The organism is Micromonospora citrea (assembly GCF_900090315.1).
Classification (GTDB): Bacteria; Actinomycetota; Actinomycetes; order Mycobacteriales; family Micromonosporaceae; genus Micromonospora; species Micromonospora citrea.
Genome location: NZ_FMHZ01000002.1, coordinates 6,597,784 through 6,619,243, shown reverse-complemented (window position 1 = coordinate 6,619,243; position 21,460 = coordinate 6,597,784). Strand labels below are relative to the sequence as shown.

General features: G+C 76.1%; 18 protein-coding genes. 10 read left to right on the top strand and 8 right to left on the bottom strand.

What is annotated here, in order from left to right; translation table 11 throughout:
- Window positions 1-2: 2 nt before the first annotated feature.
- On the bottom strand, window positions 3-1,091 hold the full coding sequence (locus tag GA0070606_RS29340) for a ferredoxin reductase (RefSeq protein WP_091106443.1): 1,089 nt from the start codon (window positions 1,089-1,091) through the stop codon (window positions 3-5).
- A gap of 83 nt (window positions 1,092-1,174) precedes the next feature.
- Between GA0070606_RS29340 and GA0070606_RS29335 the strand changes: the two genes are divergently transcribed.
- The 8 genes from GA0070606_RS29335 to GA0070606_RS29305 all read left to right on the top strand — a co-directional run bounded on the left by GA0070606_RS29335 (window position 1,175) and on the right by GA0070606_RS29305 (window position 12,579).
- Window positions 1,175-2,413, top strand: a complete 1,239-nt coding sequence (locus GA0070606_RS29335) for a PucR family transcriptional regulator (RefSeq protein ID WP_091106442.1) — start codon at window positions 1,175-1,177, stop codon at window positions 2,411-2,413.
- 235 nt (window positions 2,414-2,648) lie between these two features.
- Window positions 2,649-4,043, top strand: coding sequence for a hypothetical protein (locus tag GA0070606_RS29330; RefSeq protein ID WP_091106441.1), 1,395 nt, complete (start codon window positions 2,649-2,651; stop codon window positions 4,041-4,043).
- Window positions 4,040-5,179 carry a transporter substrate-binding domain-containing protein gene (locus GA0070606_RS29325; RefSeq protein WP_091106440.1) on the top strand — a complete coding sequence of 380 codons (1,140 nt, stop codon included), beginning with the start codon at window positions 4,040-4,042 and terminating at the stop codon, window positions 5,177-5,179. The genes GA0070606_RS29330 and GA0070606_RS29325 overlap by 4 nt, the downstream gene beginning before the upstream one ends.
- Before the next feature lie 22 nt (window positions 5,180-5,201).
- The gene (locus GA0070606_RS29320; protein ID WP_141721878.1) at window positions 5,202-6,065 is read left to right on the top strand and encodes a hypothetical protein; all 864 of its coding nucleotides are present in this window, start codon (window positions 5,202-5,204) and stop codon (window positions 6,063-6,065) included.
- Entirely contained in the window at window positions 6,062-8,230 is a 2,169-nt protein-coding gene (locus tag GA0070606_RS29315; RefSeq protein ID WP_091106438.1) for a serine/threonine-protein kinase, read from the top strand. Before GA0070606_RS29320 ends, GA0070606_RS29315 begins: the two co-directional genes overlap by 4 nt.
- A gap of 36 nt (window positions 8,231-8,266) precedes the next feature.
- Window positions 8,267-9,718, top strand: coding sequence for a VWA domain-containing protein (locus GA0070606_RS29310; protein WP_091106437.1), 1,452 nt, complete (start codon window positions 8,267-8,269; stop codon window positions 9,716-9,718).
- A 5-nt stretch (window positions 9,719-9,723) separates the two neighbouring features.
- A complete protein-coding gene (locus GA0070606_RS32255; protein ID WP_141721876.1) occupies window positions 9,724-11,445 on the top strand; it encodes a hypothetical protein in 1,722 nt (573 codons plus the stop codon).
- A gap of 183 nt (window positions 11,446-11,628) precedes the next feature.
- On the top strand, window positions 11,629-12,579 hold the full coding sequence (locus tag GA0070606_RS29305; RefSeq protein ID WP_091106436.1) for a DUF6528 family protein: 951 nt from the start codon (window positions 11,629-11,631) through the stop codon (window positions 12,577-12,579).
- A gap of 96 nt (window positions 12,580-12,675) precedes the next feature.
- On the opposite strand, the gene GA0070606_RS29300 is transcribed toward GA0070606_RS29305, so the two are convergent.
- The 5 genes from GA0070606_RS29300 to GA0070606_RS29280 form a co-directional block, all read right to left on the bottom strand.
- Entirely contained in the window at window positions 12,676-13,056 is a 381-nt protein-coding gene (locus GA0070606_RS29300) for a VOC family protein (RefSeq protein WP_091106435.1), read from the bottom strand.
- A gap of 22 nt (window positions 13,057-13,078) precedes the next feature.
- Window positions 13,079-13,324 (bottom strand): DUF5988 family protein, encoded by a 246-nt coding sequence (locus GA0070606_RS29295; RefSeq protein WP_091106434.1) that lies wholly within the window; start codon window positions 13,322-13,324, stop codon window positions 13,079-13,081.
- A 259-nt stretch (window positions 13,325-13,583) separates the two neighbouring features.
- Window positions 13,584-14,321 (bottom strand): ABC transporter permease, encoded by a 738-nt coding sequence (locus GA0070606_RS29290; protein ID WP_091106433.1) that lies wholly within the window; start codon window positions 14,319-14,321, stop codon window positions 13,584-13,586.
- Complete coding sequence (locus GA0070606_RS29285; RefSeq protein WP_091106432.1) at window positions 14,318-15,259, bottom strand: ABC transporter ATP-binding protein; 942 nt, start codon at window positions 15,257-15,259, stop codon at window positions 14,318-14,320. Before GA0070606_RS29285 ends, GA0070606_RS29290 begins: the two co-directional genes overlap by 4 nt.
- Window positions 15,260-15,507: 248 nt before the next feature.
- Window positions 15,508-16,212 carry an HAD-IA family hydrolase gene (locus GA0070606_RS29280; protein WP_218106088.1) on the bottom strand — a complete coding sequence of 235 codons (705 nt, stop codon included), beginning with the start codon at window positions 16,210-16,212 and terminating at the stop codon, window positions 15,508-15,510.
- Between the two features lie 253 nt (window positions 16,213-16,465).
- On the opposite strand from GA0070606_RS29280, the gene GA0070606_RS29275 reads away from it, so the two are divergent.
- Window positions 16,466-17,875: an acyl-CoA synthetase gene (locus tag GA0070606_RS29275; protein ID WP_091106430.1), complete on the top strand. Its 1,410-nt coding sequence runs from the start codon at window positions 16,466-16,468 to the stop codon at window positions 17,873-17,875.
- A 93-nt stretch (window positions 17,876-17,968) separates the two neighbouring features.
- On the opposite strand, the gene GA0070606_RS29270 is transcribed toward GA0070606_RS29275, so the two are convergent.
- Window positions 17,969-18,628 (bottom strand): 4'-phosphopantetheinyl transferase family protein, encoded by a 660-nt coding sequence (locus tag GA0070606_RS29270; RefSeq protein ID WP_091106429.1) that lies wholly within the window; start codon window positions 18,626-18,628, stop codon window positions 17,969-17,971.
- A 169-nt stretch (window positions 18,629-18,797) separates the two neighbouring features.
- Between GA0070606_RS29270 and GA0070606_RS29265 the strand changes: the two genes are divergently transcribed.
- Window positions 18,798-19,259 (top strand): cold-shock protein, encoded by a 462-nt coding sequence (locus GA0070606_RS29265; RefSeq protein ID WP_091106428.1) that lies wholly within the window; start codon window positions 18,798-18,800, stop codon window positions 19,257-19,259.
- Between the two features lie 36 nt (window positions 19,260-19,295).
- Here the strand turns inward: GA0070606_RS29265 and GA0070606_RS29260 are convergent, their stop codons facing one another.
- Window positions 19,296-20,669, bottom strand: coding sequence for an AMP-binding protein (locus GA0070606_RS29260; protein ID WP_091106427.1), 1,374 nt, complete (start codon window positions 20,667-20,669; stop codon window positions 19,296-19,298).
- Window positions 20,670-21,460: the final 791 nt, after the last annotated feature.

Below are 21,460 nucleotides of genomic sequence, written 5' to 3'. Positions count from 1 at the left end.
GGTCAGTGGTCGATGTCGCAGGGGCCGGCCGCGGCCGACACGCAGGTCTGGATGAGGACGCCGTCGCCGGGCGTCGCCGTGGTCAGGTCCCCGTTGCGCAGGTCGCGGACCGCGCCCTGGCGCAGTGGCAGGACGCAGCCGTAGCAGATGCCCATCCGGCAGCCCGAGGGCATCAGCACCCCGGCGTTCTCGCCGGCGTCGAGCAGCGGGGTGGCGCCGTCGGCCTCGACCGTGACACCCGAACGCCCGAACGTGACGGCGCCGCCCTCGCCGGTCGAGATGACGGTGGGCCGGAACCGCTCGGTGTGCAGCCGGTCGCCGCGCCCCCGCGCCGTCCAGTGCTCGGTCAGCGCGTCGAGCAGGCCGACCGGGCCGCAGGCCCAGGTCTCCCGGTCGAGGTGGTCGGGCACGAGACCGGCGAGGTCGTCCAGGGTGAGCAGCCCGTCGGTGTCGGTGTGCCGCTCCACGAGCCGCACCGTGCCCCGCTCGGCGAGGCCGCGCAGCTCGGCGCCGAAGATCACGTCGGCCGGCGTGGGCGCGGAGTGCACCACGGCGACGTCGGCGCCGGCCAGGACGCCCGCGCGCAGCATCCCCATGACGGGCGTGATCCCGCTGCCGGCGGTCACGAACAGCACCCGGGCCGGCGTCCGCGCGGGGAGCACGAAGTCGCCCTGGGCCTGGTCGAGGTGGACCAGCGTCCCGGGCCGCGCCCGGCGGACGAGGTGGTTGCTGACCACGCCGTCCGGGATCGCCTTCACCGTGATCGAGATCGGGCCGCGGCGGGCCGGGGCCGAGGTGAGCGAGTAGGCCCGCCACTGGCGCACGCCGTCGACGTCGACGCCGAGGCGGACGTACTGGCCGGGGGTGTGCCCGCGCCAGTCCCGGCCCGGCTGGATCACCAGCGTCGCCGCGTCGGGGGTCTCGGGGCGCACGTCGAGGATCCGGCCGCGCAGGTCCGCGCCGGAGCGCAGCGGGGCCACCAGGTCGAGGTAGTCGTCGGGCAGCAGCGGGGTGGTGACCGACGCGGCCAGCCGCAGGATGCGTCCCCGGAGGGACACCGGCGCGGGTGGGCGCGGAGCGGTGGTGGTCATGATTCGATCGTCGCGGCAGACTGGCATAAAATCTTGGCCTGCAAAGGTGAACCGGTCGCGTCTTTTTGTGCGGAGGGAACAAGTTGACGGAACGCTCCGAGGCCACCCGGCGCGCGGCCCGCCTGGAGCTGGACGCGCGGGTGGCCGGCGCGCTGCGGGACCAGTTGCCGCTGCTCGCCGAGCGTACGATCACCGCGATCACCGCGGAGGTGCCCAGCTACTCCGGCACCCTCACCGGCCAGATGCGCGAGAAGATCGAGACCGCGGTGCAGGTGGCGCTCGGCACGTTCCTCCAGCTCATCGAGCGGTCCCAGGGCGCAGACGCGAGCACGCCCCTGGTCGGCGCCCTGGAGGCCGCGTACGCACTGGGCAGCGGCGAGGCGCGCTCCGGGCGGAGCATGGACGCGCTGCTCGCGGCGTACCGGGTGGGCGCCCGGGTGTCGTGGCGGGAGATGTCCACCACCACGGTACGGGGCGGGCTCTCCGCGGCCACCGTCGCCGAGTTCGCGGAGCTGATGTTCGCGTACATCGACGAGCTCTCGGCGGCCAGCGTGGCCGGGCACGCGGACGAGCTGGCCAGCGTGGGCCGAGCCCGGCGGCGCAACCTGGAACGGCTCACCCAGCGGCTGCTCGCCGGCGAGTCCGAGGAGGCGCTGCTGCGCAGCGCCGAACGGGCCGACTGGCCGCCGCCGCAGACCCTCACCGTCGTCCTGCTGCCCCGGGCCAACCTGCGGGCGGCGCTGGCCCTGCTGCACCCGCGCACGCTGGAGAGCGGCGACGACCTGCCGGCGGGCGGGGCGGGTGAGGACCTGGCGGTGCTGCTGGTGCCCGACACCCACGGCGACCGGCGACGCCAGCTCGTCCGGGTGCTGCACGGACGGCGCGCCGTGCTCGGCCCCGCCCGTCCCTGGACCCGGGTGTCGGCCTCCTACCAGCGCGCGATCCGGGCCTGGTCGCTCGGCCTGCGCCCGGCCGCCGACGGCGCGGCGCTCGACACCGAGGAGCACCTCGCCGAGCTGGTGCTGAGCACGGACCCGGAGGGCCTGGCCGACCTGCGCGCCCGGGCCCTGGCCCCGCTGGCGGCGCTGCCACCCGCCACCGCCGACCGGCTCGCCGAGACGCTGCGCTCCTGGCTGCTGCACCACGGCCGGCGCGACGACGTCGCCGCCGACCTCTTCGTGCACCCGCAGACGGTGCGCTACCGGATGGGCAAGCTCCGCGAGCTGTACGGCGACCGCCTGACCGAGCCGGCGACCGTCCTGGACCTCACCCTCGCCCTGGCCTTCCCGCCCCGGGACGCGGTCGACGACACACCACCCTGACCACCGCCCCTCTCCCACCGTGTTCGAATGGTCGCGCTCAGGTCAGATACCGGACATACGCGTGCCGCCCCGGCAGCGGGAATGTCACCCTGATCGTCGCCCGACCGTGATCACCCGACCCGCCGCCGGCCCCCCGCGCCGGAGGCCGCCGGTGACCCCGCGGGCGGAACGAACGGGGCCGCGACGCTTCCGCCAGGAGGCCGCCGGACGGTCCTCGCGAGCGGGAGGACGGCGCATGGCGTCGCACACGGGGGACGAGCCCGGGGCGGACCGGCCGGCTCCGGCCACCGGGCCGACACGCCCGGACGGCACGGGCCGGCTCCGCGACGCGCTCCGGACGACCCCGGCGCTGATCGTGCTCAGCGGCGCCCTGCTGGTCGCCGCGCTGACGGTGACCGCCGCCGTCGCCGTGCAGTCCCGCACGCCGGCCACCACGCTGGGCGAGCGGTCGGCGGCGACCGCCGTGGGCACCAGCACGACCGCCCGGGAGATCTACCAGGGCCTCGCCGACGCGGACGTCGCCGCCAGCGCCGTCTTCCTGCTCCCGCCGACCGAGGAGCGGCGGGCCTCGCTGGTGGCCGACTACGACGCGTCCGTCCACGAGGTCGAGCGCACGCTCACCGTCTCGATGGGCAACGCCGCCGGCGACCCCGACCGCCTGACCCGGCTGGCGACGATCGCCGCGCGGCTGAAGGTCTACCGCGACGTGGTCTGCGCCGCCCTGCGCGTGTCCGGCCCGCTGTCCGCGACGGCCACGGGGAACCGGCGACCCTGCCCGCCGGCCGCAGCGGCGGAGCAGGCCGACACGGGCGACGCGGCCGCCCGCGCCGTCCTCGCCTCCGCCTACGCGCGCCAGGCGTCGCACTACATGTCCACCGAGTTGCTGACGGCGGCCCAGGGCCTGTGGAACTACGACACCAGGCTGCTGCGCGACGCCCGCGCCGACGCCCGCCCGTGGCTGGCCGCGTCCCTCCTGGCGCCCCTGGGCACCCTCGCCGCCCTGATGCTGGTGCAGGTGTGGCTGCGCCGGCGGACCCGGCGCCGGCTGAACGCGGGCCTCCTGCTGGCCTCGGTGGCCACCGCGGTCGTGCTGGCCATGCTGGTCTCGTCGTGGTGGCACTGGCCGGCCGCCGACCGGGGGTTGCCGGAGCTGGAACGGGCGATCGACGCGCAGAGCGCCACCCAGCAGCGGCTCGGCGCCCTGCTGGCCGGTCGTGCCGACGTCTACCTGGGGCTCGGCGCGAGCGTCGACCCGGCCGGGCACAAGGCGGACTTCGACGGCCGGGACCTCTGCCTCCGCCCGGCCTCGGGGCCGCTGCCGCCCGGGGACCGGATCGACTGCACCGCCCTGGAGGAGACGGTCTGGCCGGCGCGGCAGAGCCGCACACCCGACGCCTTCCGCACCGCCGTCGACACCGTGCTCGCCGAGGGGTCGGCCGGCCGCGCGTTCGTCGCCGCCGAGGAGCACCTGCTGACCGAACTGACCACCCGCAACGAGGAGGTCTCCCGGATGGTCGCCGACCTGCCCGAGGCGCGTCGCCACCTGGGCGCCGCGGCCGCCTGGCTCACCCTGCTCGCCGCCGCCGGTGTGGTCGCCGGGCTGCGCGGGCGCTACCTGGAGTACCAGTGACCGCACCCCGACCGGCTCCGACGCGCGCCCGACGCCGGGCACACCACCTCGTCGAGGCGGCCGCGCGGCTCCCCCACCCGCGGGCCGCCGGCCGGGCCGCGTCGCTCGCGCTGCTGGCGGCCCTGGCCGGGTGCGCCGCGCCCGCGTCACCCGCCCCCGCGCCCCCGGCGCGGCCACCGGGGGTGGCGACGGTGCCGACCACCGACGCGACCGGCGGGGTCTGCCCGGTGCGCCGCAGCCTCCCGCCCGACCCGACGCCGCCGCGCCGGATCCTCGCCCGGGGCGAACTGGTCGCGGGCGTCGACCCGTCCGACGCCACCATGAGCCACTGGGACGCCCGCACCCAGCGGTTCGAGGGCTTCAACATCGAGCTGATGCTGGCGGTGGCCCGGGCCCTGTGGCCGGCCGACGACCCGCGCAGCCGGCTCACCTTCAAGGCGGTGCCGCCCGGTCAGGGCGCCTTCACCATGCTGGAGAACGGCGAGATCGACGTCGTCGCCACCTCGCTGACGGCGTCCTGCGAACGGGCCCGGCGGGTGCTGTTCTCCAACGACTACCTCGACTCCGGCCAGACGGTGCTGGTGCGCAGGCACGCCGACGGCACGCCCGAGTTCGCGGGCATGGAACAGCTCGGCGGCCGGCGGGTCTGCGCCGCCGCGAACACCACCTCGCTGGCGATGATCGCCGGCTACCGCACCGCCGGGGGCGCGCGGCCGGTCCCGGTGCAGGCGCCCCACCCGGTCGACTGCCTCGTCATGCTGCGCCAGGGCCAGGTGGACGGGGTCAGCACCGACGACAACATCCTGCTGGGCTTCGTCCGGATGGCCCCCGACACGACGCTGGTGACCGAGGCGCCCCGGCCGGAGCGGCGGTCCTGCGACCACCACCGGGACGAGAACTGCACCTGGTTCACCGACGAGCCGCACGCCTTCGCGTTCCACCTGACCGACGGCCGTGAGCTGGTCGCGTTCGTCAACCACGTGCTGGCGCAGCCGCGTACCGCCTCGGTGTGGCAGCGGGCCCACGACCGGTGGCTCGCCGGCCACCGGGACCGGGGCATGCCGTCGCCCGGGCCGGCCACCACCGTGTGGCCGCCCCCCGACCCCGCGCCGGCCACCGCCCGGCCGGCCGACTGACGGGCGGTGGGTGGAAGTGGCCGTGCGGGAACGCCTCGACGCCGCCCTGGCCGCGCACGCCTGGGTCTGCGAGCACCTGCTCGACGTGCAGCAGCTGGTCACGGACGCCTTCCGGCAGCCCGCCGGCCCGGCCGCCGCGCCCGCGCAGGAGGCCCGGGTGCTGCTGCACCGGCTGGGCTGCCTGTCGCTGGCCCTCGACCGGCTGGTGGACGACGTCGACGCGGTCGACCGGTCGACGGGCGCGGGCGAGGAGGCGCTGGCCCGGCTGCTGGCCGCCCCGTGCGAGGTGCGGTTCACCGCGGCCACCGGCGAACCGGTGACAGTGGAGGCGATGACCGTCCAGGAGATCCTGGTCGCGGCCCGCGAGCACGTCGCCGGCATCCGCCGGATCGTCGAGGCGTACGGCCGGGACCGGCTGACGGTCCGGGCGCGGCGGTTGCGCTCCTCGGTCGAGCGGCTCCGGCAACTCGCGACGGAGGCCGCCGCCGAAGGGCTGGGCGACGGGGCTGACCCGCTGGCGGCGCTCGCGGTCGACGGGCTGCTGGACCGGCTCGCCGCCGCCGAGGCGGCTGGTCGGGGCCGGTGGTGGCGGGGCGACGTCCGGCCGGAACGCGACGACGGGGCGCTGGAGGCGGCCGTCGACCGGGCCGTCGAACAGGTCGACACCGCGCGGCGGCGGCTGCGCCGGGGCTGTCACGCGGAGCTGACGGGCCGGCTGGAGGCGTACCGGCAGAGGGCCGCCGACGTGGGCCGGGCGGAGCACCCGGAGGTCGAACGCGCCTACCGGGAGGCGGTGGCCGCGCTGCGGCCCGACGTCTTCGCCGTGACCGACGCGAGCCGGGCGGTACAGGCCTACCAACGGGCCGTGAACGGGGGTACGCCATGACGGCGGTCAGCCGCGGCTGCGCGGAACGCAACTGCCCGGGCCGGGTCGACCAGGACGGGTTCTGCCGGCTGTGGGGGCACGAGTGCGCCGGGGCGAGCGCCGGGTCCGACGTGGTCGACGGACCCGCCCGGGAGCCGGCCCCCGACCCGCGACCGCCGCGCACCGCGTCCCGTCCCTGGGAGCGACCGGCCGTGCTGCCCACCGCCCGGCCCCACGACCCGCTGTCGGCGGTGGTGGCGCAGCCGGTCGTCCCCGAACACTCCCGCTACTGCCCGCAGACGACCTGCCGGCGCCGGCTGCCCCGGGTCGCCGGGTACTGCCCGGACTGCGGCACCCGCTACTCCTTCACCCCGCCCCTGGCCGACGGCGACCTGCGCGCCGGGCGTTACCGGATCGAGGGCTGCCTCGGCAACGGCGGGGTCGGCTGGGTGTTCCTCGCCCGCGACGAGGACATGGACGGCGCGTGGCGGGTGCTCAAGGGGCAGCGCAACCCGGAGGACCGGGAGGCCGCCGCGGCCTTCGTCGCCGAACGGCAGGCGCTTATCGCGTTGAACCACCCGCGCATCGTCACGATCACCCACGCGCTGCGCCCCGAGTCCGACCGGGACGTCGGCTACCTGGTGATGGAGTACGTCGACGGCGGCAGCCTGGAGGAGGCGCGCAGCACGGCCGGCCCGGGCGGCGGCGCCAGCGCGGTCGACGTGGCGCAGGCGCTCGGCTACGGCGTGCAGATCCTCGACGCCTTCGAGTACCTCCACGACCAGGGCTGGCTGTACTGCGACCTGAAGCCCGAGAACGTGATGCGCGTCGGCGGTCGGGGCGCCGCCGACCCGATCAAGCTGGTCGACTTCGGCGCGGCCCGCCGGATCGACAACACGGTGAGCCCGGCCTGGGGCACCGCCGGCTTCACCGCCCCCGAGGTGGAGCGCCTCGGCCCGGCGGGCCCCAGCGTCCGCTCGGACCTCTACACCGTCGGCCGGACCCTCGCCGCGCTGACCCTGGTGCCCCGGTCCGTCGACGTGACCCGGATCCCGGCGGGACAGGACGTGCTGCGGCTGCCCGTGCCGGCCCGGCTCGACCCGTTCCTGCGGCTGCTGGCCCGCGCCACCGCCGCCGACCCGGACGACCGTTTCGGCTCGGCGGCCGAGATGCGCGAGCAGGTGCGGGGGGTGCGGCGGCAGGTCAGCTCCGCCGGCGACGGCGTGCCCCGGCCGACCCGGTCGACGCTGTTCAGCCCCTCGGCGTGCGCGTTCGGGCTGCACACCGACGGCGACGCCCTCGACGTCGTGGAGATCATGCTCGGCCTGCCGGCGCCCCTGGTCGACGGCGCCGACCCGGCCGCCGGGTTCCTCGCCTCGCTCGGGCCGGCCGACCCGGCCGAGCTCGTCGAACTGCTGAAGACCGCGCCCGAGCGGACGGCGCAGGTCACCTACCGCGCCGTCCGGGCCCTCCTCGCGGCCGGCCGGGCGGACGAGGCGGGGCCGCTGCTCGCCGACTTCCCCGAGGAGCTGCGGGACTGGTCGCTGTGGTGGCACCGCGGCCTGGTGGCCCTGGTCGGCGGCGACCTCGCCACCGCGCGCCGCCGCTTCGAGCAGGTGTACGGGTGGCTGCCCGGCGAGGTCTCCACCCGGCTCGCGTACGCCGTCGCCTGCGAGCTCGACGGCGACCCGCGGTCGGCCGCGGACCACTACCGGGGGGTCTGGGACGCAGACCCGGGCGTGGTGGCCGCGGCGTTCGGGCTGGCCCGCTGTCTGCTGGCGGCCGCCGACCCGCGCGGCGCCGCCGACGCCCTGCTGAGGGTGCCGGAGTCCTCCCGCGCCTCGACGGTGGCGGTCACCTGCGCCGTGCGGATCCTGCTCGACGCGCCGGACGACGGGCGCCGGCTCGACGCGGCGATCGACGCCGCCGCGACCGTCGACAAGCTCCCCCCGTTCGGCGAGCGCGAGGAGGTGGAGGCGCACATCCTGCGCATCGCGCTCGGCTGCGACCTGACCGAGGGGCGCCACGACGGGCGGCGGCTCTTCGGCCAGCCGCTCGACGAGGACGCGCTGCGCCGCGCGTTCGAGCGCCGGTGCCGGTCCCGCGCCCGGCGCACGGCGGACCGACGGGAGCGGATCGCGCTCGTCGACCTGGCCAACGCGTACCGGCCGGTGACGTGGTGGTGATCCTCGGCCGCCGGCCCCGAGGGAAAGAGGTGGTCCGTGTCCTCCGCTGACGATCTGCCGCTGCGGCTCAGCGTGCACCACACCGAGTGCGTCTCGGCCGACGGGGCGGTCCTCGACGTGGTGGCCACCGTCCGGGGCGTGGAGCCGGCCCACGCGGAGGTCCCGCAGGGCGGCCTCGCGGAGGTGATCCTGCTCGACTCGTCGGGTTCGATGGGGGCGCCCCAGGCCAAGATGCGCGCCGCCCGGCAGGCGACCGCCGCGGCCGTCGACGCCCTGCCCGACGGGGTGGCGTTCGCGGTGGTCTCCGGCACCGCCCGCGCCACGATGGTCTACCCGGGCGACCGGCGGCTGGCGGTCGCCGACGAGGCCACCCGCGCCGCCGCCCGAAGCGCCCTGCGGCACGTGGCGCCGCACGGCGGCACCGCCATCGGCACGTGGCTGTCGCTGGCCCGGCAACTGCTGGCCACGCGGCCGGAGGCGATCGGGCACGTCATCCTGCTCACCGACGGCCGCAACGAGTCCCAGCGCCCCGCCGACCTGCGCGCGGCGGTGGAGGAGTGCGTGGGCCGCTTCACCGTCGACTGCCGCGCCGTCGGTTCCGCCGACGGCGTGCACGACTGGGACGCGGCGGAACTGCTGGGCATCGCGGAGGCGTTGGGCGCCAACCCCGTCGTGCCGGTGGAGGACCTCGCCGGGCTCGCCGACGACTTCCGGGCGGTGCTGGCCCGCGCGATGTCGCGGCGGGTCGCCGACGTCCGCCTGCGGGTCCGGACCACCGGGCTGGCCCGGGTGCGCTTCGTCAAGCAGGTGCACCCGGTGCTCGCCGACCTGGGCGCGCGCGGCGAGCCGGCCGGCGAGCTGAGCACCGACTACCCGGTGGGCGCGTGGAGCCCGCACGACCAGCGGGACTACCACGTCGCACTGGAGGTCGACGCGATGCCGCCGGGAGCGCGGCGACGGGTCGGCTGGTTGAGCGTGCACGCCGGCACGGACGCGGAGCCGGTCGAGGCGCCGCTGACCGTGGAGTGGACCGAGGACGCCCTGCGGTACTCGGAGATCAACGAGAGCGTCGCCTACTACACCCGGCAGCAGGACTACGCGGCGGCGGTCCAGCGAGGGCTGGCGGCCGCCCGGGCCGGCCGGGTCGCCGAGGCCGAGGAGCACCTCGGGCGCGCGGTGGCGCTGGCCGGGGCGGCGGGCCGCGACGACGACGTCCGCCTGCTCACCCGCGTGGTGGACGTGCTGGACGCCGCCGGTGGGCGGGTCCGTCTCAAGCCCGACGTGGACGCCCGGCTGACCCAGTCGTCGCTGGTGGTGTCCCACCACACGTCGCGGTGGGGGCCGCAGGAACCGCCGGCGCAGCGGGCCGCGCCGGCCGCGCCGCCCGCGCCGTGGCGGCACTGCGGCGAGGCGCAGACCGGCGCGTACTGCGAGGGGTGCGGGATCCACCACCTGGCGGCGGAGCGGCCCGGCGCGGGCCGGCCCTGACGCCGATGGACCTGGAGATCGGCAACCAGGTCGCGGGCGTCGTCAGCGGCGCGCTGGCGCTGGCCGGCGCGGTCGTCGCCGTGCGCCGCGCCACCCGGGACCGGGACCGGCGCGGCTGGTGGTCCGCGCTGCAGCCGGTCTGGAGGCGGGAGGCGGACGCCGGCATCGTCCACCCGCACCGCTTCGGCGGGTACGTCAAGCCGCTGTCGGAGGTGTACGTGCCGCGTCGCGCGGTGCCCCGGCTCGCCCCGGCCGGCGACGGCGTCGACGTGGCGGACCTGCTCACCGGCGCCGGCAACGTGCTGCTGATCGGCGAGCCGGGCAGCGGCAAGACGGCTCTCATCCGCTACGAGAGCGCCCGGTCGGCGCGGCGCTGGCTCGCCGGGCGGGGCCGGCGACGCCGCTGCCCGCCGGGGCCGGTGCTGGTGAGCCTGCCGGCCGGCGCCCTGGTGCACCGGCCGCTGCCCGCCGCGCTCGCCGAGGCGTACCCCCGCGACGGCGCCCCGCTCGACGTCGAGCAGCCGCCCGCGCCCGGCCGGCGGTGGCTGGTCTGCGTGGACGGGGTCGACGCCGTCGCCGACCCGGACGAGCGGGCCGTCGTCCTCAACCGGCTCGCCGCCCTGGCCCGCTCCCCCGACCCGGGCGCCGCGCCGGGGCCGTGGCGCGTCCTGGTCACCACGCGGCACCTGGCCGAGGACGAGCTGGCCGTGCTCAGCGACGGGTATCCGGCGTACCACCTGGCGCACTTCACCGACGCCGACGTCGCGCTGCTGGCCGCCCGGTGGTTCGCGGACGACGCCGCGGCCCGCCGGTTCCTCGACTGGACCCACGCCCAGCGCATCACCGGCCCGGTGCACAACCCGCTCACCGCCACCGTCGCCGTGCTCGTCTGGGAGAACGGGCAGGCGGGGGCGGCCCCGCCGCCCGGCCCGGCGGCCCTGCTCGACGAGTTCGTCCGCGCCCTGCTGCGCGGCGGCCGGGACAGCCTGGACGCCGCGTGCGAGGCGCTGCGGCGCCGCCCGCCCGGGGGCGAGCGGACCGCCGGCTGGCTGGCCGCGCGGCACACCGACCTCGTCGAGGTGGCGGCGACCGCCGCCGTCGCCGGCCGCGATCCGGTCGCGGCGGTCGTCGACTGGACGGCGGCCCACGCGCCGGCTCCCCCGGCCCGGGCGCTGCCCGACTGGCCCGACCACGTGCGGCGGATCCTGCTCGCCACGGACCTGTTCCGGGCCGACCGGCACGGCCTGGCCTCGGTCTGGCCGAGCCTGGTGGAATACCTGGCGGCCGGTCCGCTGGCCCGCGACTGGCGGCCGGACGAGTGGGTGACGCTGATGAACACCCGCTCGACGCGGTTCGTCGCGTTGCAGGCGATCAGCCGGGCCGCCGTCGCGCCGGCCTTCCTGCGGGACCGCCTCGCGGAGCCGGACGGCGCGATCGCCGCCGGGCACCTGCTCGTCGGCAGCGCCGGGGCCGGCGAGGCCGGCACGCCGTCGTTCCGCGCGGACGTGCTCGCGGCACTGCTGACGCACTGGGCCGGCGGCGCCGACGGCCCCACCGGTCGGGACGCCGCGCGGGAGTGCTTCGCCCTGCTCATCACGCTGGCCGCCGGGCGGGCCGACCGGGACCTGCTGCACGACATCGCCGCGGACCCGCGACGGCCGGGCGACGTCCGTCGGGCCGCGGCGCTTCTCTTCGCGGTACGCAGGCGCAACGCCCACCGCCCCTGAGCGCGATCGCCGCCGCCCTGAGCGCATCGACCGCCGTCCCTGCAGCCCCGGCGCCTCCCGCTGCCGGGCAGCAGCCCGCGCCCGGGAGCGGAGACCCCTTCGCTCCTCGGCGAAAGGGGCGAACCAATGTGGACGACCGTGGCAGGATGTGTGACCCGACAGGATAACGGGAGGATGTTGAGGATGCAGCGACGCACGATTCTCCGCGGGCTGGCGGCCGGGGCGGTCGCCGCGCCGACCGCGGCCCTGTTGGGCCCGGCCCCCGCGCAGGCGGCGACCAGCTACTACGTGGCCACCACGGAGCAGGTCAAGAACAAGATCCTGGTGTTCCACAAGAACAAGAGCTGGACCGACGCCAACGTGCACTGGAGCTTCAGCCCCGGCGGCGGCGCGTGGGCCAACCTGTCGGACGTGAAGATCCGCTCTACGCAGAAGCAGGGCTGGATCGCCCTCATGGTCTCCTCCGGCGGCCGGGCGGGCATCGTCGACATCGACAGCGAGAAGCACACCGAGCTCAACGACCTGGCCTGGAGCGCGACCCCGGGCGGCAACCCGCACGCGATCGAGCGGATCCCGGAGAAGGGCGCGGTCGTGGTGGCCAGCTCGCACGGCTACCTCACGCTCTACGCCCCGAAGAGCGTCGGCGACCTCGGGTCGCTGGCCAAGGTGCAGACGGTCAGCCTCCCCGGCGCCCACGGCGTCCTCTGGGACCCGACCTACAAGATCCTCTGGGCGATCGGCAAGGGCAAGCTGGTGCACTACGCGGTCGAGGGCTCCCGCCGCAACACCCGGCTCAAGTACTACGGCGGTTCGGTGAGCCTCGGCAGCAACAACCTCGGGCACGACCTGCAGCCCGACTACGGCAACAAGTACAAGCTGCTGTGCACCGCGACCGACGGCGTCTACGAGATCAACACCTCGGGCGGCTCGTTCACCAAGCGGAAGATCTCCAGCGAGACGCGGGTGAAGTCGTACGTGCGGCACTCCTCCGGGGAGGTGGTGTCCGTACGCGCCGACAACACCGGCTCCCGCACCTGGGGCAGCCCGACCGTGCGCTTCTCCCAGTCGCCGGACCGCAAGCGCTCGGGCGCCGAGTTCTACAAGGCGCGCATCTGGACGCCGGGCTTCGAGTGACCCCGGGGGCCCGGCACCGCGTGCCCGGGTAGCCATACCCCGGCGGGGCCCGCGCTCGGCGAGCGCGGGCCCCGTCGCGTCGAGGGCAGGATCGGCCTACACCGGGCGGGGTGGTCCGACGACGGTCCAGCACAGGCCGGCGGGATCGCGCAGCAGCGGCTGGCGCGACGGGTCGGCGGCCGGCTCGACGCGGGCGCCGGCGGCCAGCGCGCGCCGCAGCACCGCCTCGGGGTCTGCCCGCTCGATGGTCAACACGTCGTCGCGGCCCTCGGCGCCGGCCGGCGCCCCCGCCTCCCACCACTCGCTGACCGTCAGGCGGTGACCGCCGACGGCCAGCTCGGCGTGCAGGACGCGACCGTCGGGCAGGCACTCCCGCTGGAGCGCGACGGCGTCGAAGACGTCCGTGTAGAAGGCGATGGCCTCGGTCGTGTCGCTGACCGTGAGGTGAGGCCCCGGCCCGTCGTTCAATGCCCTCATGAGACTGGCGCCGCCCTCTCCGTTACTCGGCGATCCGGGTGCGACCGGTCCAGCGGAAGACCACCGGCACGTTGGCCGCCTCCGGGGCGCCGCCCCGCTCGAAGTGCTCGTACCCCCCGTAGTGCCGGACCTTGATCTTCTCCTCCGCCCGCGCCACCCGGCGGCTGCGCAGGTCGGCCGGCAGGTCGGCCGGGCCGCCCTCCAGAACGACATCGATGATGCCGGCGGCGTCCCGGGCGACCGGCTCCGCTTGCGAAAAGTCCTTCATGGCACGACCTCCGTCGCATTCCGCACACCTCGGACGGCCCACCGCTCGCCGGCGGACGCGTCCACACAGGCCTGACGACACCCGTTGCCGGGGTGAACGGACGCTGCGGGCCGAACTCCGTCGTTCCGATGGCCGACCGCCCGTTCCGCAGCGAACGTAATCCAGGTCACACCCGCCGAACACCCTTAGCGGACCCCTAGGAACGGCCCTGGGCAGCGACGATGCCCCGGCAGGGGCCGGGCGGCGGCCACCGCCCGGCTCACTCCCAGCGGAAGAAGCGGGTGGCCGCCGCGGCGCCGGCCACGGCCGTCACCGCCAGGGCGAGCAGTTGCCCCCACTCCGGGCTGGCGCCCGCCCACGCCGCGCCGATCGTGTCCACCGTCGCGCCCAGCGGCGAGTAGTCGCCGATGAAGGCCACGACGGTCGGCATCCGGTCGCGGGGCAGCCAGGCGCCGGCCAGGAAGAGCAGCGGGAAGAACAGCGCGGGGCCGATGGACTGCGCCGCCCGCGCGGACGGCGCCAGCGCCGCGATCAGCAGCCCGACGGCGAAGAGGCAGGCCACCCCGAGCAGGAACGCCAGCACGAACCCGGGCAGGTTGGCCGGCGCCGGCTGGTCCAGCAGGAACCGTACGGCGATCGCGGTGACCACCGCGCCGAGGACGCCCATCACGAGGTTGACCACGACCTGCGCCACCAGCAGCAGAGCGGGCCGCACCGGGGTGGTCGCCAGGCGGCGCAGGACCCGACGTTCGCGGTAGATGCCGAGCGCCATCGGCAGGGTGAAGAGCGCGAGCATGCCGATCGTCAGGGCCAGCGCGAGCGACGGCAGGAAGGTCTGCTCGGCGTGCTGCCCGCTGTCGGCGGCCGTGCCGGCGCGCTGCGGCAGCCCGAAGACGAGCATCAGGCCGATCGGCAGGGCGAAGACGAAGAACAGCGACACCGGCTCCCGCAGGAACAGCTTCGTCTCGACGGCGATCAGCTTCGTCAGGGCGCTCACGATGACCTTCCGTCGGTCTTGGACTGCGTGGCGGTCCGGCCCCCGCGGCCGGTGAGGGAGACGAACGCGTCGTCGAGGCTGGGCTGCTCGACCCGCAGGTCGGTGTAGCTGGTGCCGGCCCCGTTGAGCGTGGACAGCACCGACTGGAGCACGTCCCTGGTGCCGGTCACCGTCACCTCGGCACCGTGGCGGGACACCCCCGTCACGCCGGGCGACGCGAGCAGCAGCGCGTCCTCGACCGGCCCCTCGGGGCGGAAGCGCACCCGGTGGTCGGCGCCGACCCGGTCGAGCAGGCCGGACGGGCTGTCGATCGCCACCACCCGCCCGCGGTCGATGATCGCCAGCCGGTCGCAGAGGCGTTCCGCCTCCTCCATGAAGTGGGTGACCAGCACGACGGTGACACCCCGGTCGCGGATCCGCTCGACCAGGTCCCAGGTGTCCCGGCGGCCCTGCGGGTCGAGCCCTGTGGTCAGCTCGTCGAGGATGGCGACCTCGGGCCGCCCGACCAGGGCCAGCGCCACCGACAGCCGCTGCTTCTGCCCGCCGGAGAGCTTCTGGAAGTACGTGTCGCGCTGCTCGGCCAGGCCGAGGTCGGTCAGCAGCTCGTCGATGTCCGCCCGGTTGCGGTAGAAGGACCGGTACAGGTCCAGCGCCTCCCACACCCGCACCTTGTCGGGCAGTTGGCTCTCCTGGAGCTGGGCGCCGACGCGCTGACGCACCTCGGCGCGGTCGCGGATCGGGTCGAGACCGAGCACCCGGATGGTGCCGCCGTCGGGCCGGCGCAGCCCCTGCACGCACTCCACGGTCGTGGTCTTGCCCGCCCCGTTGGGGCCCAGCACGCCGAAGATCTCGCCCTGCTCGACGGTGAAGGAGACGTCCGCGACGGCGACCTTCTCCCCGTACCGTTTCTGCAGATGATCGACCTCGATGACCGGCATGGGCGTGGTCCTCCTTCGGGGGCGGCGGCCGTCGGACAGGGCGGGACCCCTCGGCTGATCGCGGCGTCGGCCGCGGGTGGGCGCCGGCGCCGGCACGCCCGCGAGGCCGGCCGACGCCCGACATCATCCGACCAACGGAGGCACGAATCAATCGATCAGTCGATGAATCGGGGGCGTCGCCCCGGGACCCGGCCCGTGGACAGGGGGTGTGCGGCGGCGGCGGCCGAGGCGGCAGGGGTGTCGGCCGGTCACCGCGCGTGTCCGTCGGCGCCGGCGGGCCGGTCGCGCCCCGGGCAGAGCGGCAGCAGGTCGTCGAGCCGCGTCAGCACCACGTCGGGGCGGGCTGCGCGCAGGGCCTCCTCGTCGGACTCGCCCCACAGCGCGGCCACCGCCACCACCCCGGCCGCCCGCGCGCTGAGCAGGTCGCTCGGCGCGTCGCCGACCATGAGCGCCTCCGCCGGCCGCGCCCCGAGCAGCCGCAGCGCCCGGCGCACGATGTCCGGCGCGGGCTTGGGCCGGGGCACCTCGTCCGAGCCCACCACGTGGTCGACGAGCGGCAGCAGGTCGAGCCGGCCGAGCAGGTCCCTGGCCCGTACGCCGCTGCGGCCGGTCGCCACGGCCAGCCCGATCCCCCGCCGGCGCAGCGTGCGGAGCAGCTCCGCCGCCCCGTCGACCGGCGTGACCCGGTGCGCGAGGCGGTTGCTCTCCCGGACGAAAGGCTCCGCCAGCGCCGCCGGCAGGCCCATCAGCTCCAGCACCTCCGGCAGGTACCGGCCAGGGTGACGGCAGTACTCCTCCACCGGGGCGACGCCGTCGCCCACCACCTCGCCGTACGCGCGGGCGAACGCCTCCCTCGCCACGGCGAGGCTGTCGACCAGCACCCCGTCGAGGTCGAGCACCACGGCCCGGACGGTCACGGGCACCGGTGCCCGTCCTGTCGTCGCCCCGGACACCGACGCCACCTCCCGCCCGTCCCCGCCGGTAGGGGTGGCAGGGCGGGGCACGCCCCGACTACGGTCGGTGTCGTCGTCCCGGGCCTGCCGGCCGGGCGTACGTCCGCCCCGGTCCACCGGCGCCCCGCCGACCCTACCGGCGTCCCCGCCCCCGGTCCGCAGCCGCCCCGGTCCGGTCGCGCCGCGCCCCCCGGCCCGACGCCGGGGCGTGCCGTCCGGGCCGCCGGGCCGTGTCGCTGGGGAGGGTCGCACCATGCCGCTGTTGAGTTGGCTCGCGGACAACGCCGACGAGCGTCCGGACGCGATCCGGGTCGACGACCGGGCGGTGTCCTGGGTGGAGCTGCGCCGCCTGGCCGCGGCGGTGGCGGACGAGCTGCGGGGCGTCGACCGGGTGGCGGTCGAGGCGACCTCGACCCTGGAGACGGTGGTCGGCGTGGTCGGGGCGCTGACCGCCGGGGCGGCCGTGGTGCCGGTGCCGCCGGACGCCGGGCCGATGGAGCGCGACCACGTCCTGCGCGACTCGGGGGCGACCGCGCTGCTGGTCCCGGCCGGCGCCGCGGGCACCGCCGAGGGCGCGGGCCGGGCCGTCGTACCCGTCGACCTGGCCCGCCGGTCGGACACCGTCCACCCCGAGCCGGACCCGGCGCGTACCGCGCTGATCCTCTACACCAGCGGCACCACCGGCGCGCCGAAGGGCGCGGTGATCTCGCGTCGGGCCGTCGCCGCGTGCCTGGACGGCCTGGCCGACGCCTGGGCCTGGACTCCCGACGACCTGCTGGTGCACGGCCTGCCGCTGTTCCACGTGCACGGGCTGGTGCTCGGCGTGCTCGGGCCGCTGCGCCTGGGCAGCCGGCTGCACCACGTCGGCCGGCCCCGCCCGCAGCGGTACGCGGCCGCCGCGGGCTCGATGTACTTCGGCGTGCCCACGGTGTGGTCCCGCATCGCCGCCGACCCGGACGCCGCGCGGGCGCTGCGCCCGGCGCGGCTGCTCGTCTCCGGCAGCGCGGCGCTGCCGGCGGCGGTCTTCGCGGACCTCGCCGCGCTCACCGGCCACCGGGTCGTGGAGCGGTACGGGATGACCGAGACCCTGATCACGGTCAGCGCCCGGGCGGACGGGCCGCGCCGGCCGGGCACCGTCGGGCTGCCGCTGCCGGGCGTGCGGACGCGGCTGGTCGACGAGCACGGCGCGACGCTGCCCGCCGACGGGGCGGCGATGGGCGAACTCCAGGTCGCCGGCCCCACCCTCTTCGACGGATACCTCGACCGCCCGGACGCCGACGCGGCGAGCCGCACGCCGGACGGCTGGTTCCGCACGGGCGACGTCGCCACGATCGACCCGGACGGCTGGCACCGCATCGTCGGCCGGGCGACCACCGACCTGATCAAGAGCGGCGGCTACCGGATCGGCGCGGGCGAGGTCGAGGACGCCCTGCTGGCACACCCGGCGGTCCGGGAGGCCGCCGTGGTGGGCGTCCCGCACCCGGACCTCGGCCAGCAGGTCACCGCGTACGTGGTGGGCGACGGGGTGGAGGGGCCCGAGCTGGTGGACTTCGTGGCCCGTCACCTGTCCGCGCACAAGCGGCCGCGCGAGGTGCGCCTGGTCGACGCGCTGCCCCGCAACGCCCTCGGGAAGGTGCAGAAGAACCGGCTGCTGGCGGAGTGACCGGTCGGCGTCACCCGGGCCGGGACGCGCGGCTCAGACGGCCGCCGGAACGCCGATCACGGCTCAGACGGCCGCCGGAACGCTGATCACGGCTCAGGTGGTCGCCGGAACGCTGATCGCGGTGACGACCAGGCCCCGGGCGACCAGGAACCGGCCGGCGAATGCGGTCACCGGCGCCCCGCCGAGCACCGGGCCGGGCACCAGCAGGTGCGCGGTGAAGGTCCCGGCCGGGTCGAGGAATATGTCCGCCTCGGCGAAGTCCAGCCACCGGCCGGTGAGCGGGAACCACGCCTTGTAGACCGACTCCTTCGCGCTGAACAGCAGGCGGTCCCAGCAGACCGACGGGCGGGCGGCGCCCAGCGTCGCGGTGCGGGCCCGCTCGGCCGGCAGCGCGATCGCCTCGAGCACTCCGTCGGGCAGCGGCGCGTGCGGCTCCGCGTCCACCCCGAGGGTGGCGAACGCCGCCGTACGGCCGAGGACGGCGGCCCGGTAGCCCTCGCAGTGCGTCATGCTGCCCACCACGCCGGCGGGCCAGACCGGTGCGCCGCGCGCGCCGGACAGGATCGGCGCCGGGGCGATGCCCAGCTCGCCGAGCGCCCGGCGGGCGCAGTGCCGGACGGTGGTGAACTCCCGGCGGCGCTTCTCCACCGACGCGGCGACGAGCGCCTGCTCCTCGGGGAAGAGGGTCAGGCCGGCGGGGTCGGTGAACGACTCGGCCACCGCCACGGTGGGGGGCAGGATCTGCTCGATCACGTTCGCCGATGCTAGGCGCTGCGGCGACCCGCGCCGCAGCGACGTCGGCCGGAGGGTGCACCATAGGGGTCGGGTACGGGTGCCGGGCCGCGCGGGCGGCTGCCAGTCTAAGGGTGCCCCCGGCCTAGGGCGGGGGCACGCGGATTGGTCGGATGGATGCGGGAAAGCGATGCTGACTGGCAAGGTGGTGCGGTTCGACGAGGTGCGGGGCTACGGTTTCATCGCCCCGGACGACGGCAGCGACGACGTGTTCGTGCACGCGAACATGCTGGACGGTGACAAGTGGGCGTTGGCGCCCGGTGTCCCGGTGGAGTACGACGCGGTGGAGACTGACCGAGGCCCCAAGGCGGTGCTGGTGCGGGTCGTCGGTGCTCCCGCGGGAGCGGAGCGGAGCGCGGCGGCCCGGGCGGGTGTGGCGGTAGCCGGTGGGCGCGGCCGGGAGAGCGGGCACGCCGCGACGGGCGGGGACGACGAGGAGGGCCTCTGCGACGTGCTCTCCGAGCGGGCGTTCTCCGCGGAGACCACCGAGGCGCTGGTGACCTCCGTGCCGGACCTGACCGGGGCGCAGATCGTGGCGGTACGCGCCCGGATGCTGGCGCTGGCCCGGCGGCACGGCTGGGTGGAGGGCTGACCGCCGCCACGACGCGGGTCGGCCGGGTCGGCCGGGTCAGCCGGCGTCGACGAGCAGGGACTTCCTGATCCGGCCGAACGCGGTGCGGGGCAACTCGTCGACGAAGTGCACCCGCCGGGGACGGTGGGCGGCCGAGAGGTGCCGTCCGACGTGGTCGATCAGCACCTGCGCGGTCAGTCCCTCGGCGACCACGTACGCCGTGACCTGCTCGCCGAGCGTGGGGTGCGGCGTGCCGACGACGGCGGCGTCCCGGACGCCGGCATGGCTCATCAGCGCCTCCTCCACCTGGCCGGCGCGCAGCCACCGGCCCCGGCAGCGCACCACGTCGAGCCGCCGTCCGACGATCCGGTGCGACCCGTCGGCGGCCACGGTCGCCAGGTCGCCCGTGGCGTGCCAGGGGCCGGCCGTGTCGGGTTCCCCGCGGACGTAGCCGCTGAACAGGGTGGGCCCGCGGACGCTCAACTCCCCCACCGACTCGCCGTCGGCCGGGACGGGCCGGGCGTCGCGGTCCAGCACCCTGGTCCGCACGCCGGGCAGGGGGGTGCCGACGGCTCCGTCGACCGGCGGCTCGCCGGCCCGGCCGGCCACCGCGATGAGCGTCTCGGTCGTGCCGTACGCCTGGACCGGGGTGTGCGAGGTGAGCAGCCGCAGCCGCTCGGCCACGGCGGTGGCCAGCGGGGCGTCCGCGGAGATCAGGATGCGCGCGGCGGCGAGCGACCGGGCCAGGGGGCCGTTCCGCGCGATCCTCGCCCACTGCGCGGGCAGCGCGAGGTACATGGTGCCGCCGGCCCGGGCGGCGGCGTCGCGGTCGAAGTGGACGAAGCGGCTGCCGACCCGCAGCGCGCCGAGCAGACCGACGACCAGACCGTACGCCCGGAACAGCGGTGCGCCCTGGACCACGACGTCCTCGTCGCTCCAACGCCAGGCGTCGGCCAGCAGGTCGAGGTCGGCGGCGATGGCGCGGCGCGAGATGCGCACGCCGCGCGACGGCCCGGCGGCTCCCCCGGTGTAGAGGATGACCGCGTCGGCACCCGGATCGGGCTCGGGATGGTGGCTGGCGGAGCGCTGGCGCAGGTCGACTGGAATCGTCGGCAGTCGGTCGTCCTCGGACGAGCGTGCGCCGAGGAGCGCCGTCGCCCCCGCGTGGCGCAGGATGCGGTCCCGCTCGCGCCGCCCGGCGCGGGGCGGCAGCGGGACGAGCGGCACGCCCGCGTGGACGGCACCGAGCATGCCGACGACCGTCTCCAGGGTCGGCGTGGCGTCGACCGCGACCACGCCCGCGCCGCTGATCCGGTCGGCGACGGCGACGACGCAGCCGAGCAGGGCTTCGCTGGAAAGCGTGCCGCCGGCCACCCTGACCGCATCGGCCCGGTCCGCGCCCGATCCCCGGAGCGCCGGCAGCAGTGTCATCCCCGTTATCCCCTGCCGGGTACGTGGACGAGTCGCGGCAACGACTGGGGCATCACGACGGCCACAGGACCCTTCACTTCATGGGGTGCGGGCAACCCCATATCCGGCCATCCCGCCATCCGTGCGGGGTGCCCCGAAATTAGGCTGCGCAATGATCAGGCACAACCCCTAGCCGTCCCGCCCGGTCCCCTGCCCGCGGACGACAGGCCAGGTAGGACGCGATGTGCGGTCGCCTTTGGTGATTGTCGGTCCGCATGCTCCCCCTCGCGGACGGCGCTGTGGAGCAGATAACACCCGCGGACAGTTTCCGACAATTTGCTCGCGTCGGGCTCGAAATTGATGCTCGACTATTTCATAGATCACGGAAAATCGATCGAACGACGCCCCGCCCCCACGCATTCGAGACGCCTTCGGCTCCGGCAGGAGTGCCCGGCCGGCAATCCTGGTCACATAATTCATCTTTAACGACATAATTATTCAATGTGCTCAAAGGTCCGAATCGGGCACGCCTTGGTCGCGTCGCGACAGGAGCCCCGGCCACTCCGGCCCGCCGACAACCGGAGGAGTCACGCTTTCTGGGCGAGGGGTGCGTTTCGGCGGAGCAAACAGAGAATCTCTCGCAATTCACCCGATCGGCGCGAGCGCACGGAGCCCTCGACGACCAGCAGTGGAGGCGCGGGTCACCACCGGACGACACGGGGGCCGGCCAGCACCCGCACCCCGCCCGCGGATACCATGCAATGACACGGCAACCAATGGCCGACATCGCCAGAAAAGGCGCCCTTACGACC